Raw genomic sequence first — 14,241 nt, forward strand, 5'->3', positions numbered from 1 at the left:
TTTGGAACGATGCACGGTCTCCACGAATATATAGAGACGGGGGATGAACGGGATGAGAGCAGAAATTATTGCGGTAGGAACTGAATTGTTGCTGGGTCAAATCGCCAACACCAATGCTCAATTCTTGTCGCAGAAGTTGGCTGAGCTAGGAATCCATGTTTATTTTCACACGGTGGTAGGCGATAACAGTGAGCGATTAATGCAGGCCATTCAGCTTGCAACCTCACGTGCAGATATGGTGATTTTTTCAGGCGGATTGGGTCCTACTCAGGATGATTTGACGAAAGAAACAGTCGCCGCTTTTCTTGGACATCATCTTTTAGAAGATGCGCCCGCCATGGATAAAATTCTTGATTTCTTCGCGCAACGTGGTATTACCATGACCGAAAACAATCGGAAGCAAGCATTGGTAATCGAAGGCAGCACTGTTTTCCCTAATGACCATGGAATGGCTCCAGGAATGGGAATCAGCCGGGACGGACATATTTTTGTCTTGCTTCCAGGCCCGCCAAGCGAGCTGTACCCAATGATGGAAACGTACGTTATGCCGTTTCTGATGAAACAATTACCAGACAGACAGGTTTTTCATTCCAAGGTGCTACGTTTCTTCGGAATCGGGGAATCCGCTTTGGAAGAACGTTTGTTGGACCTAATTGAGCGTCAAAGCAATCCTACTATCGCACCGTATGCGAAGGAATTTGAGGTTACGTTAAGAATCACGGCGCGTGCGCAGACAGTTGAAGAAGCGGAGCAACTCATTGCCCCCACAGAGAATGAGATTAGAAATCGATTAGGCGGTTACATATACGCAGAGGGAGAGTCCTCCTTGCAGGAAACGCTCGTAGCGGCTTTGACCAAACGGCATGAGACGATTTCGTTTGCTGAAAGCTGCACAGGTGGAACACTCTCTTCTCTTTTGGCATCCGTTTCTGGGGCATCCAATGTTTTTCCGGGAAGTATTGTCAATTATAGTAACGCGGCCAAGCAACAGCTAGTGGATGTTCCGCAAGAGGTTTTGGAGACAGAGGGAGCGGTCAGCGCCCTTTGCGCAAAGCATCTGGCGGAGAATGTTCGCAAGAAGTTTGGAACGACCTATGGGGTTTCTGTTACAGGGGTAGCAGGCCCGAATTCGTCGGAAGGCAAGCCAGTTGGTCTTGTTTATATTGGACTATCAGCAGAAGGACTGCCAACTGAAGTAAAACAGCTTCAACTGACAGGTAGACGTCAAGCAATTATAGGCAGAACAGCAAAATTCGCAATGTTTTATTCGCTGCAACGCTTAAAAGAAAGGTGACAGATATGACGATTTTTTCAGATTTTCCTTTACATAAGTCTATTTTACAAGCGATTCATGATATGGGCTTTGAAGAGCCGTCTCCGATTCAAGCGGCTTGTATCCCTAAGATTTTAGAAGGCGGAGACCTCATCGGGCAAGCGCAAACCGGAACCGGTAAAACGGCTGCTTTTGGCATTCCCCTTTTGGAAAAAATGACGCCAGCCAATAAAATTCAGGCTTTAGTATTAACGCCAACCCGTGAGCTGGCGATTCAGGTTTCAGGCGAGTTGATGCGTATCTCCAAATATAAAAAGATCCGCACTCTGCCTATCTATGGCGGTCAATCAATTAGCCATCAAATTCGCGCGTTGAAGCAAGGAGTTCAAGTCGTCATTGGTACTCCAGGACGTGTCCTCGACCACTTGCGCCGCAAAACGATCCGCCTTGATACCGTGAATATGCTGGTATTGGATGAAGCGGATGAGATGTTGGACATGGGCTTTATCGACGATATCGAAACGATCCTTGAACACTTGAGCGAAGAGCGTCAAACATTGCTTTTCTCGGCAACAATGCCATCTGAGATCAAGCGTTTGGCTCATCGATACATGAAAAAACCGGAGACCGTAGCGGTAAGCCGGGAAGAAGTAACCGCACCACTTATCGAACAAGTGTATTACAAGGTATTTGACCGCAATAAACTGGACAGCTTGTGCCGCATTCTCGACAGCGAAGACGTAGAGCTGGGAATTATCTTCTGCCGTACCAAACGCGGGGTTGATGAACTCACAGAAACCTTGCAGGCTCGCGGCTATCTGGCTGACGGCTTGCATGGCGACTTGTCCCAAGCTCAGCGCGACAAGGTGATGAAAGCTTTCCGTGAAGGCACGATCGAGTTCTTGATTGCGACAGATGTTGCTGCGCGCGGTATTGATGTCGGCAACGTATCTCACGTAATTAACTACGATATTCCGCAAGATTCTGAGAGCTATGTTCACCGTATCGGTCGGACAGGCCGCGCAGGACGTAAAGGAATCGCCATGACGATGGTCACACCACGTGAAATGAAACAACTGGTACTGATCCAGAAGCAAACCAAAGCGGAAGTTGTTTCCCGCAACGTTCCTACACTAGAAGAGGTGGCAGAGCGCAAGCAGGAACAGCTACGCGAACAGCTTGTTCACTTGATCGAGAACGATTCGATTGCCGATATGTACGTAAGAGTAGCTGAAGGGCTACTAGGTGATTACCCGGCTGAAAAAGTAGCTGCTGCGGCACTTCATTTAGCTTTCCACAGTGATGTAGAGGGAAGCGAAGATGGAGAACTTTACAACTTCGGAGAAACAGGCGCTGCCAAAGGCATGGTTCGTTTCTTCCTGAACGTTGGACGCAATGTAAACATGAAACCACAAGACCTTGTACGAGAAATCTCCGAATCAGTCGGAATTCCTGGCAAAGCGGTTGGACGTATCGATATCTTCGAGAACTTCACATTTGTTGAGGTTCCAGAAGAAGTGGCGCCATTCGTGTATGAAGCCCTCCGTCAAACCCGTATTAACGGTAAACGCATCAACATGGAGCCAGCGAAACCTCGCGGCAAAAAATAGAACCGAACACCAAAGCCCATTGCGGATCTACTCTGCAGTGGGCTTTTTGTCCCATGCGAATATTTGTTCGCAAAAAATACTTGGCAAAGCATTCTGTCTCGAGGTATGATGATAACAAGAGTTGAACAAGAGAAAGGGAGTGTCGGTTTTGTCCGATCGTCGCGCTGCATTAGAAAGTGCTTTAAGACAAATAGAAAAGCAATTTGGTAAGGGTTCCATCATGAAACTTGGAGAAATGGCTAACGTTCAAGTTTCAACTGTATCAACAGGTGCGCTGGCATTAGACATTGCCCTTGGTGTTGGTGGTTTCCCACGCGGACGTATTATTGAAGTCTATGGTCCGGAATCTTCTGGTAAAACAACAGTTGCCCTCCATGCAATCGCTGAGGTACAAAAACAAGGTGGACAAGCGGCATTTATTGACGCGGAACATGCGCTTGATCCAGTATATGCGGCGAAGCTTGGTGTTAATATTGAAGAACTGCTCCTTTCCCAACCAGATACAGGGGAGCAAGCGTTAGAAATCGCAGAAGCACTGGTTCGTTCCGGTGCTGTTGACATTATCGTTGTGGACTCCGTAGCCGCTCTTGTGCCAAAAGCCGAGATTGAAGGGGAGATGGGTGATTCCCACGTCGGTTTGCAAGCTCGTTTGATGTCCCAAGCGCTTCGCAAACTCTCTGGTGCGATCAACAAGTCCAAAACCATTGCGATCTTTATCAACCAGCTTCGTGAAAAAGTTGGCGTTATGTTCGGTAACCCTGAAACCACTCCAGGTGGACGCGCCCTCAAATTCTACGCCAGTGTGCGTCTCGATGTTCGTAAAGCAGAGAGCATCAAAATGGGCAATGATGTAGTCGGTACCAAAACCAAAATTAAGGTCGTGAAGAATAAAGTAGCTCCGCCATTCAAGACGGCAGAAGTAGATATCATGTATGGTGAGGGTATTAGCCGCGAAGGTAGCATCTTGGATATCGGCGCAGAAATCGATGTTGTAGCGAAAAGTGGTGCTTGGTACTCCTTCAATGAAGAGCGTCTGGGTCAAGGTCGCGAGAACTCGAAGATCTTCTTGAAAGAAAATCCTGAAATCTCCAAGCAGATTGAGACAAAGGTACGTGAATACTACAGCCTGAATCCGAGTTCCGTTCCTACTGGCACTCCTGAAGTTGATCCGGAAGAAGATATCGAACCAACTTTGGATTTGGAATAGTAGATTCTCTGGTTAAGGAAATAGACCTAGAAGCAGCCTGTCGATTATCGGCAGGCTGTCGCTTTACAATTTTAGGGTGAAAGGAGCGGACGTGATGAGGAGCGGTGTGATTACCGCCGTTCATCAATGCAAGCGAAACAAGCATCGATACGAAATTTATATCGAAGATGAATTGGCATTTGATGTACACGAGGACATTTTAGTCAAATACAGTTTGTTAAAGGGAACCGAAATTGACGATTCCTTATACCATGAAGTTCTAGTGGCGGAAGAGAAGCACCAGGCCTATTTGTACGCACTACGTTATATTGGAATCCGTCCTCGAACAAAACAACAGGTAGAGAAGTACATTATCTCCAAAGGCTACACCCAAGAACGCGCCAGAGAAGCGTGTGACTACTGTGAACAGAAGGGGTACCTTGACGATTCCGCCTTTGCCCGTCAATGGGTGCAGGAGAGGCTTCATAACAAGCCGAGGGGAGCATACGCGATTCGGTACGAGTTGCAGCAAAAGGGAGTGTCCAAGGCCATTGTCGAGAAGGCCCTGCAAAGCATCAATCAAGAAGATGAATGGCAGGGAGCTGTTCATTTAGCGATTAAGAAGGTAAGGGGTAAGACATTGCCACTTGATGCGAAAGAAGAACAGAGAATTCTCTCCTATCTGTTGCGAAAAGGATTTCGCCAAGCAACGATTATGCAGATAAGGCAAGCCATTCGTTCTGGAACTCTATTGGATTAGTGTTCATCGGAACTGTAAATGGGGATGATTGGAAGGTTGATTAGGTGAGCTTCTTGACAAGCTTGATTATCAAATAATAAAATAGGAATGTATTTACGTGGTGTTTCATATCATTATCGCTAATTCTTTCGCTAATTCGTAATCGAACAACTGAAGATCCGTGCATCATTTGCGGATTCAGCGGACCGAGTAGCATCGGTCTTGTTTTTTACCATTATCTACGTTTTTCTTTGAGAGCCTATGTTTCCTACCGAATAACTTCTTGAATGCAGCTTGAAGACACGGTGTTTTAGGGGAAATGACAAGTGCTTATGCAAGGGGAGATGACCTAAAAACAAGGAGGTGAATTTACATACAGTCATGGAAGTGAATCCAATTACAGTAATTGCCATGCTCGTTGTGCTTGTAATCGGCTTTGGAATCGGCTATTTCTTGCGTAAATCAATTGCGGAGGCGAAAATCTCCAGTGCGGAAGAGGCAGCAAAAAATATCGTTGAAGAAGCCAAACGCGATGCTGAGGCAGTCAAAAAGGAAAAGGTTCTGGAAGCGAAGGACGAAGTATTCAGACTTCGTTCCGATGCGGAAAACGAGCTCAAAGAACGTCGTAATGAATTTCAACGACAAGAGCGTCGAATTCTCCAGAAGGAAGAGTCTCTTGACCGCAAAAGTGATCAACTGGAGCGCAAGGAGAACGATCTGACTGACCGCGAGAAAACGATCGCTGAACTGCAAGCCAAGGTAGAGCAGTTATATAAAGATCAAGTAGCAGAACTAGAACGCATTTCGGGCTTGACCCAAGAGGAAGCCAAATCCATCATTCTCACCAACGTCGAGAATGAAGTGAAGCATGAAATGGCCATCATGATTAAAGAAATTGAGACACATGCGAAGGAAGACGCTGACAAGAAAGCTCGAGAAATCATTTCTACGGCAATTCAACGTTGTGCCGCAGACCATGTGGCTGAAACCACAGTTTCCGTTGTTACACTTCCGAATGATGAGATGAAAGGTCGAATCATCGGACGTGAAGGACGTAACATCCGTGCATTGGAAACGTTGACCGGTATTGATTTGATTATCGACGATACTCCAGAAGCGGTTATCCTTTCAGGTTTTGATCCAATTCGTCGAGAAATTGCCAAGACAGCTCTTGATAAGTTAGTGGCAGATGGACGTATTCACCCGGCTCGAATCGAAGAGATGGTCGAAAAATCTCGTCGTGAAGTGGATGAGCGTATTCGTGAATACGGTGAACAGGCTACTTTCGAAACAGATGTTCACGGCTTACATCCAGACTTGATTAAGATTTTGGGTCGTCTCAAATACAGAACAAGTTATGGACAAAACGTGTTGAAACACTCGATGGAAGTTGCTCATCTCGCAGGTTTAATGGCTGCCGAGATGAAGGAAGACGTCAAACTTGCCAAACGCGCGGGACTTCTGCACGACATTGGAAAAGCAATTGACCACGAGGTGGAAGGATCTCACGTTGAAATTGGTGTTGAATTAGCGAAGAAATACGGTGAGCACCCGGTAGTGATCAACAGTATCGCTTCTCACCACGGTGATACCGAACCCACTTCTGTTATCGCTATGCTCGTAGGTGCTGCTGACGCATTATCAGCGGCACGACCAGGTGCACGCCGTGAGACTCTGGAAACGTATATCAAGCGTTTGGAGAAACTCGAAGAAATCTCTGAATCGTTCGATGGAGTTGAAAAATCTTACGCAATCCAAGCTGGTCGAGAAGTACGTGTCATGGTTCAGCCAGAGCGTATCGATGATGCAGATGCTGTTCGTTTGGCTCGTGATATTACGAAACGAATCGAGAGTGAACTGGATTATCCAGGACACATCAAGGTGACGGTTATTCGTGAAACGAGAGCGGTTGAATATGCAAAATAAAGTGGCTACTAGCCACTTTATTTTTTTGGTCGATAAGAATGTTTTCTATTCCTATCGACCAAAATTCAACTAAGGCCAAATCAGCATGGGAGGCTTGGGTGAGTCCAATTTTCGTAGAGAACGATATTTAATACATAAGAGTTAGGCAGGTTAATCTAGGTATGGCGAGAATTAGAGTGTAAGTCCAATGAAACAGCATGAATTACTAGTAAGTAGGACGATAAGTAAGAGTAGAGGTGGAATTCATGAAGATTTTATTCTTGGGTGATATCTGTGGGTCTTCTGGCAGAGAAATGGTGAAAGAATATCTTCCACGCCTGAAACGGAAATACCAACCTTCGATTATCGTGGCGAATGGGGAGAATTCAGCGAATGGACGCGGGATAACCGAGAAGATTGCGAAAGAATTATATGCAGCAGGTGTCCACGCCATTACTCTTGGGAATCACACGTGGGATAATAAAGAGATATTTGACTTCATTGATCAGGACAATCGGATGATTCGACCAGCCAATTTCCCCCCCGGTACACCAGGCAAAGGAATTACCTATGTAACAAGTCCAGAGGGTGAGTTGGCGATTATTAATGCGCAAGGTCGCGCGTTTCTTCCGCCGTTGGATTGTCCATTCACTGTGACCGATCGTTTGGTTGAAGAAGCACGTAAACGGACCAAGTATATCTTTGTTGATTTTCACGCGGAAGCGACGTCCGAGAAGCAAGCAATGGGATGGTATTTGGATGGCAAGATCAGCGCGATCGTCGGCACTCACACCCACGTGCAAACTGCTGACGAGCGGATACTGCCACAAGGGACAGGGTATTTGACGGATGCGGGGATGTGCGGACCGAGTGATGGCATATTGGGAATGGATCGGGAAGCGGTCATCAAGAAGTTTTTGACGCAGCTGCCTGTCCGATTTGAAGTGGCGGGCGGTCCAACGCAGTTAAACGCAGTGCTTTTTACGCTGAAAAAGGATACCGGTAAGACGGGAAAGATCCAACGAATCCGAATTGACTCCGAGTATCCCTTTATGGAATAATATGATTAACTCGGAATTTTGTGAATTTTCTTCGAGAAAATGCAGGAATTTTTAGGGGTTATTCGAATATCATCTTAATGAAAACAGTTATTCTATCAGACGGGAGGTACAAAAGGATGGAAGTATTAAAAGTTTCAGCAAAGTCTAACCCCAACTCTGTCGCAGGCGCCCTTGCTGGTGTGCTTCGTGAACGTGGAGCCGCCGAAATCCAAGCAATAGGAGCTGGAGCGCTTAATCAAGCTGTGAAAGCAGTAGCGATCGCAAGAGGGTTCGTAGCGCCTAGCGGTGTCGACTTAATTTGTATTCCGGCCTTCACTGATATCGTAATCGATGGAGAGGAACGTACAGCCATCAAACTCATTGTCGAACCCAGATGATAGGATAGTCCAGTGAATTAAAGAAAGCACCAAACCTGTTTGTTCAGCGAATAAACAGGTTTTTTCGTGTTTGCAGATCTTTATTCAGCGTTTATGATGAAAAAGAGAGAGGGGGAACATCATGAAAATTTTTGATGCCCACTGCGATGCTTTATCAAAGCTTTATGAACACCGTGATCTTCTTTTTACACAAAAGGACGAGCGACTGATGACAAGCCTGCCAGAGTTGCAAGAAGGAAATGTGCAGTTCCAAGTATTTGCTGTATATGTAGCTGAGCAGGTACACTCGAATTCCCGACTAACGACGGCTCTTCATATGATTGACTTGTTTTACAATCAAGTGGAGCCAAGTGGGTACCGAGCCATACGAACCAAGGAAGAGATGCTTGAAGCCAAGAGGAATGATCAGAATGGCGGTTTTCTATTCCTGGAGGGAGCGGGTGCGTTAGAAGGAAGCCTTGTTAATCTTCGGACGCTGTATCGGTTGGGCGTACGCGGGATGGGGTTAACCTGGAATTACCGCAATGAGGTGGCGGACGGTTGTCTAGAACCCAAACCCGGGGGCTTAACGGTTTTTGGTCGACAGGTGATTCGGGAGATGAATCATTTGGGAATGATAATTGATGTCTCGCATATTGCGGAAGTGGGATTTTGGGATACACTTGAATTGTCTTCGTCTCCAGTTATCGCTTCACATTCCAATGTGAAAAAACTGTGTAACCACCCACGTAACCTGTCAGATCAACAGATTGACGCGATGATCGCAAAGGACGGTGTAATTGGTCTTTCTTTTATCCCGTACTTCAATACCAGCGAGAAGCGGACTGTCTATGTGTCAGATCTTTTCAAGCACCTAGACTATATCTGTGAGCGTGGCGGTGTGGAGAATGTGGCTTTTGGGTCTGATTTTGATGGGGAGGACTTAACGTTTGGAGACTTGACGCGGGCTAGTACCTATGACTTTTTATTGAATGAATTATTGAAAAGGTACAAACCTGAAGAGGTCGAGAAATTTGTGCAGAAAAACTGGTTGCGAGTTTTGACAAAAGTGTTACAATGAAGTTGAGTTAATTAATGAACTTAGTATATCGTTCGAACGATTCTAAAAGTAATTTTAGTAAAAGCACTTGCAATTTTGAAGGGCAAGAACTACAATTGGAAAAGCTTATACACAGTTTGTTCACATCTTAACCATTTACTGTAATGATGATTCATCGACACCTGTACTATTATTGTCGAAAGTGAATGTGTGACAAGCTGTTGCATCTTCTTTCACAGTCACTGAAGGGGTGGAATTACATGATTAGTCAACTTTCTTGGAAAGTTGGAGGACAGCAAGGGGAGGGTATCGAGAGTACCGGCGAAATCTTCTCTACAGCGATGAACCGCATGGGGTATTATCTGTATGGTTATCGTCACTTCTCTTCCCGTATCAAAGGTGGTCACACGAATAACAAAATCCGTGTAAGTACAAAACCACTTCGCGCAATTTCTGATGTTCTGGACATGTTGGTTGCATTTGACCAAGAGACAATCGATTTGAATGCCTATGAGCTTCGTGATGGCGGTATTATTATCGCAGATGCTAAATTTAACCCTGTGTTACCAGAAGGACTTAAACAAGTGCGTCTGTTAACCGTTCCACTGACACAAATTGCTGAAGAGCTTGGAACATCTTTGATGAAAAACATGGTATCCATCGGGGCATCTTCTGCTATCCTTGGTATCGATGTTGAAAGCTACCGCAATATCGTTGAAGATATGTTCTTGCGCAAAGGCGAAAAGGTAGTAGAGAAGAACATGGAAGCGATTGCACGTGGTGCTGAATTCGTAACAAACTTGGTTGGCGGACAATTGCCGGACTTCCAATTAGATAAAGCTGAAGAAACAGATGGACAAACTCGTTTGTTCATGATCGGTAATGACGCGATTGCACTTGGTTCAGTCGCTGCGGGTGTTCGTTTCATGCCTGCATATCCAATTACACCTGCTTCTGAGGTAATGGAATACCTGACCAAAAAACTGCCGAAATTCGGTGGTGCGGTTATCCAAACAGAAGACGAGATTTCTGCGATCACAATGGCAATCGGAGCAGCATATGGCGGTGCTCGTACACTGACAGCTTCTTCTGGTCCTGGATTGTCCTTGATGATGGAAGCAATCGGTCTTGCTGGTATTACGGAAACTCCAGTAGTCATCATTGACACTCAACGTGGCGGTCCTTCTACTGGTATGCCTACCAAACAAGAACAATCTGACTTCATGGCTATGATCTACGGTACTCATGGTGAAATTCCTAAAGTAGTAATGGCACCTAGTACAGTAGAAGAATGCTTCTATGATACGGTTGAAGCGTATAACATTGCGGAAGAATATCAAGTTCCTGTTATCTTGATGACAGACATCGCACTTTCCCTTGGAAAACAAACAACTGAACCTCTTGATTACAGCAAGGTTGAAATCCGCCGTGGTAAATTGCTGGCTGGACAACAGCTTCCTGAGCTTCCTGCAGATCAGTTGTTCAAACGATATGAAGTAACAGAAGATGGCGTGTCCCCACGTTCCATCCCTGGACAAAAATTCGGTCTTCACCATGTAACAGGCGTAGAGCACGATCAAACTGGTCGTCCTTCTGAAAGCCCAGTGAACCGTAACCAACAAGTTGAAAAACGTCTCAGAAAGCTGAATGATCTTCCAGCGAAATTCCCGAATGCTGTTTTGGTGGATGCTCCTAACCAAGAAGCTGACGTTCTGATTGTAGGCGTTAACTCCACCGGCGGTACCATTCATGAAGCGAAACAACGTTTGGAACAAGAAGGTTTGAAAGTAAACCATGCTCAAATTCGCTTGTTGCATCCATTCCCTGCCGAGCAAATGAAATCTCTTGTAGATAAAGCTCGCAAAGTAGTGGTAATCGAGAACAACGCAACAAACCAAATTTCTGGTTTGATGAAAATGAACATTGGTAACGCTGAAAAAATCGAAACTGTAAACAAATACGATGGTAATCCGTTCTTACCAAACGATATTTATACAGGTGTTAAGGGGCTGATCAAACATGGCGACGTTCAAAGAGTTTCGCAATAATATAAAGCCAAACTGGTGCCCAGGTTGTGGTGACTTCTCCGTTCAAGCGGCAATTCAACGCGCTGCAGCTAACGTTGGTTTGGAACCTGAGGAATTAGCAGTTATTTCTGGTATCGGTTGCTCTGGTCGTATCTCTGGTTATATCAACTGCTACGGTCTTCACGGTATTCACGGCCGCGCGCTTCCAATCGCACAAGGCTTGAAAATGGCTAACCGCGAATTGAAAGTAATCGCATCCGGTGGAGACGGCGATGGCTTCGCGATTGGTATGGGTCATACTGTTCATGCCATTCGTCGTAACATGGACATTACCTATATCGTAATGGACAACGCTATCTACGGGTTGACAAAAGGACAAACTTCTCCACGTTCCGCAGCTGGTTTCGTGACGAAATCTACCCCAACTGGTTCTATCGAGTCTGCCATCTCTCCAGTTGAATTGGCATTGTCAGTTGGCGCGACATTCGTTGCTCAATCTTTCTCCAGCGATCTTAAAGGCTTGACTGATTTGATCGAAAAAGGTTTGAACCACAAAGGTTTCTCCTTGATCAACGTATTTAGCCCTTGCGTAACATACAACAAAGTAAACACCTATGACTGGTTCAAAGAAAGCATCGTACCGGTTGAGACAATTGAAGGATATGATCCGCACGATCGTATCAAAGCAATGTCTTACTCCATGCAATACAAAGGTCTCTTGAATGGTTTGATCTATCAAGATACTGAGAAAAAATCTTATGAATCCTCTGTCCATGGCTTCAAAGATCAAGGAATTGCTAACCAAGATATCCGTCTCTCTGCTGAAGACTTTGGTAAATTGGTTGCAGAATTCTATTAATTCTCGATGTCGAAACCTCTCCGTTTATGCGGAGAGGTTTTTTAATTAATATCGGAAAGTTTAATTGCTTTACAGTGGTAAAGTTATTAAACTTATCCATTCGCGCAAGCCCACTGAGAAAAGATTTCGTCCGCTCGACGCTCATTTTAAGCGAAACCAAGTGCAGAGAATGAAGGAAGGTAAAAAGTCGGCATTCTTTACGTCATAGAGAAGCGTAGTGATTTTCTTGTCGACTCCCTTCCGTAATGAACGGAGCGGACAGCAAATGCTACACGCGAGATTAAACAGAGCATAGAGGGACGAAGTCTTTTCTTATTTACCTTTCAGTCCATTGCCTAAACCCTAACATCAGGAGAAAAATCACTACCACCTGTCCGAAAAGTGGGTACAATAGAGAAAGTAGTGAGCTAAATCCGACAAAACTAATCAGATAGGCTCCAGCTAGGATGACGAGAATAATGACGTGGGGCGAAACCTGGAAGAATCTTTTCACTTGTTCAACAAGACCGAACACGTTGGCAACCAGAGAGGAGAAAATCTCTGCGTAAACCAATATCGCGAACAACAGGGCAAACCACTTGCCCATATCCACAAGCAAATAAATCATGGGCATCTCCATTTTCAAAATGGACGGGATATGGCCTGCCATTGAGGAATAGGCGAGAAGAAGTAACAAGCCAATACCTAGTCCTCCGAAGAGTCCTCCCCAGATGAGAGATGCTTTCTCTTTGGTTTCACGCCCGATGGGTACAAGGACGGATTGTGTAAGGGCAAGATTAAGCGATACATAATAAAGAGGAGAACTGATCCAGAACCATGAATGTTCGAGCTTGATGGTACTAAGCGACAGATTTTCAGCCTTCCAGGGTTGATGAAAGAAAAAAACAACTACAGTGAACATAATTAATAGGGGAACGAACAGACTATTCACTGAATAAATCGCGTTCAGCCCTCGAATGGTTATGAGGTAAATACAGCACATAGTAAGCCAAATTCCCACTTGCGCAGGTAACTGAAAGCTTTCCTGAAAGATGGAGCCTGAAGCTGCCAGCATGACCGATGTCGTCCCCAAGAGAATGGTAAGCAGAATCCCGTTAAACAAGGTTCCTGCAGTTTTGCCGAAAAGGTAGGTACTTATATCTTGATAGGAAGACGCTTTGATTTTATGGGCGATGAGCATGATCCGTGTCCCCGCCCAGACGAATAAAAGGGCGGCGATTAGGATACCGATGAAGCCTTGTATGCCGTATTGTACGAAGAATTCTATGATTTCTCTACCTGAGGCAAATCCGGCGCCCACCACAGTACCGATATACGTAAAGGCAATCTGTAGGCTGTGAAACCATTTGTTTGGCATCTTCCACCCCCTGTCCGCCTACAATCATCCTATGAGAAGGAGTGGCGTTTCATGCGCTTGACCGTATTAGGTTGTCAATCCCCTTATCCTGGGCCAAATGGAGCTACACCAGGGTACTTACTCCAGACAGACCAATCGAATATTTTACTAGACTGTGGAAGTGGAGTCATTAGTCAGCTGATGAAGCACCTTCCGCTTGTTGAGCTTGACGCCGTCTGTTTGTCTCATTATCATCACGACCATGTGGCTGATATAGGTGTCTTACAATATGGGATTATGCTGCATCAGCGTCTGAAAGATCGAACCAAAGGGGTTTTACCCGTCTATGGGCCAGCTAATATAGAAGAGCGGGGACTAAAACTTACTTATCAAGAGGCGACCGTCCATCAGGAAATTCGAGAGAACTCTGTTATACAGATCAAGGATGTACAGATTTCATTTCATAGGACGCAGCATGATATTCCCTGTTACGCAATGAGGATCGAATATCAGGGGAGAGTTCTGGTGTATGGCGCAGACAGCGGACCCAAAACTAACTGGGATTTTGCCAGGGATGCGGATCTGTTCATTTGTGAAGGAACGTTTCTAGAACGGTTCAAACCTCAAGGGCCCACTGGTCACCTTAGCATCATCCAGGCCTCACAAATCGCACAAGAACTTCAGGCCAAAAAATTGATGATCACGCACTTGTTCCCCGCCTACAAACTTGAGGAAATTCGAGCGGAAATGCAGGGGTTCACATACGGTGAAAAGCTCATCGCTGAAATTGGCTTACAACTACAGATTTAAGATCAGGAGAGGAAGTCAT

12 protein-coding genes are annotated in these 14,241 nt (G+C 45.4%); 11 read left to right on the forward strand and 1 reads right to left on the reverse strand.

Annotated features, from left to right (window positions below; genetic code table 11):
• Positions 1–52 precede the first annotated feature (52 nt).
• From ACQCN2_RS14075 to ACQCN2_RS14120, 10 genes are all read left to right on the forward strand, one after another.
• On the forward strand, positions 53–1,294 hold the full coding sequence (locus ACQCN2_RS14075) for a competence/damage-inducible protein A (protein ID WP_426929560.1): 1,242 nt from the start codon (positions 53–55) through the stop codon (positions 1,292–1,294).
• Positions 1,295–1,299: 5 nt separating this feature from the next.
• Positions 1,300–2,883: a DEAD/DEAH box helicase gene (locus ACQCN2_RS14080; protein WP_426929561.1), complete on the forward strand. Its 1,584-nt coding sequence runs from the start codon at positions 1,300–1,302 to the stop codon at positions 2,881–2,883.
• A gap of 148 nt (positions 2,884–3,031) precedes the next feature.
• Positions 3,032–4,090, forward strand: coding sequence for a recombinase RecA (gene recA, locus ACQCN2_RS14085; protein WP_426929562.1), 1,059 nt, complete (start codon positions 3,032–3,034; stop codon positions 4,088–4,090).
• A gap of 94 nt (positions 4,091–4,184) precedes the next feature.
• The gene (locus tag ACQCN2_RS14090; protein ID WP_426929563.1) at positions 4,185–4,829 is read left to right on the forward strand and encodes a regulatory protein RecX; all 645 of its coding nucleotides are present in this window, start codon (positions 4,185–4,187) and stop codon (positions 4,827–4,829) included.
• 360 nt (positions 4,830–5,189) lie between these two features.
• Positions 5,190–6,734, forward strand: a complete 1,545-nt coding sequence (gene rny / locus ACQCN2_RS14095; RefSeq protein WP_426929564.1) for a ribonuclease Y — start codon at positions 5,190–5,192, stop codon at positions 6,732–6,734.
• Positions 6,735–6,979: 245 nt separating this feature from the next.
• Positions 6,980–7,774: a TIGR00282 family metallophosphoesterase gene (locus ACQCN2_RS14100; RefSeq protein WP_426929565.1), complete on the forward strand. Its 795-nt coding sequence runs from the start codon at positions 6,980–6,982 to the stop codon at positions 7,772–7,774.
• Between the two features lie 116 nt (positions 7,775–7,890).
• Entirely contained in the window at positions 7,891–8,151 is a 261-nt protein-coding gene (spoVS, locus tag ACQCN2_RS14105) for a stage V sporulation protein SpoVS (protein WP_003385776.1), read from the forward strand.
• Between the two features lie 121 nt (positions 8,152–8,272).
• The gene (locus ACQCN2_RS14110; protein ID WP_426929566.1) at positions 8,273–9,211 is read left to right on the forward strand and encodes a dipeptidase; all 939 of its coding nucleotides are present in this window, start codon (positions 8,273–8,275) and stop codon (positions 9,209–9,211) included.
• 239 nt (positions 9,212–9,450) lie between these two features.
• Positions 9,451–11,238 carry a 2-oxoacid:acceptor oxidoreductase subunit alpha gene (locus tag ACQCN2_RS14115; protein ID WP_426929567.1) on the forward strand — a complete coding sequence of 596 codons (1,788 nt, stop codon included), beginning with the start codon at positions 9,451–9,453 and terminating at the stop codon, positions 11,236–11,238.
• Positions 11,210–12,076, forward strand: a complete 867-nt coding sequence (locus ACQCN2_RS14120; RefSeq protein ID WP_426929568.1) for a 2-oxoacid:ferredoxin oxidoreductase subunit beta — start codon at positions 11,210–11,212, stop codon at positions 12,074–12,076. Before ACQCN2_RS14115 ends, ACQCN2_RS14120 begins: the two co-directional genes overlap by 29 nt.
• A 316-nt stretch (positions 12,077–12,392) precedes the next feature.
• Here the strand turns inward: ACQCN2_RS14120 and ACQCN2_RS14125 are convergent, their stop codons facing one another.
• Complete coding sequence (locus ACQCN2_RS14125) at positions 12,393–13,433, reverse strand: YkvI family membrane protein (protein WP_426929569.1); 1,041 nt, start codon at positions 13,431–13,433, stop codon at positions 12,393–12,395.
• 51 nt (positions 13,434–13,484) lie between these two features.
• On the opposite strand from ACQCN2_RS14125, the gene ACQCN2_RS14130 reads away from it, so the two are divergent.
• Positions 13,485–14,222, forward strand: a complete 738-nt coding sequence (locus ACQCN2_RS14130; protein ID WP_426929570.1) for an MBL fold metallo-hydrolase — start codon at positions 13,485–13,487, stop codon at positions 14,220–14,222.
• The last annotated feature ends 19 nt before the right edge of the window (positions 14,223–14,241 follow it).

Origin of the sequence: Brevibacillus ginsengisoli, assembly GCF_050113715.1 — a bacterium.
Taxonomy (GTDB): Bacteria; Bacillota; Bacilli; order Brevibacillales; family Brevibacillaceae; genus Brevibacillus_H; species Brevibacillus_H ginsengisoli.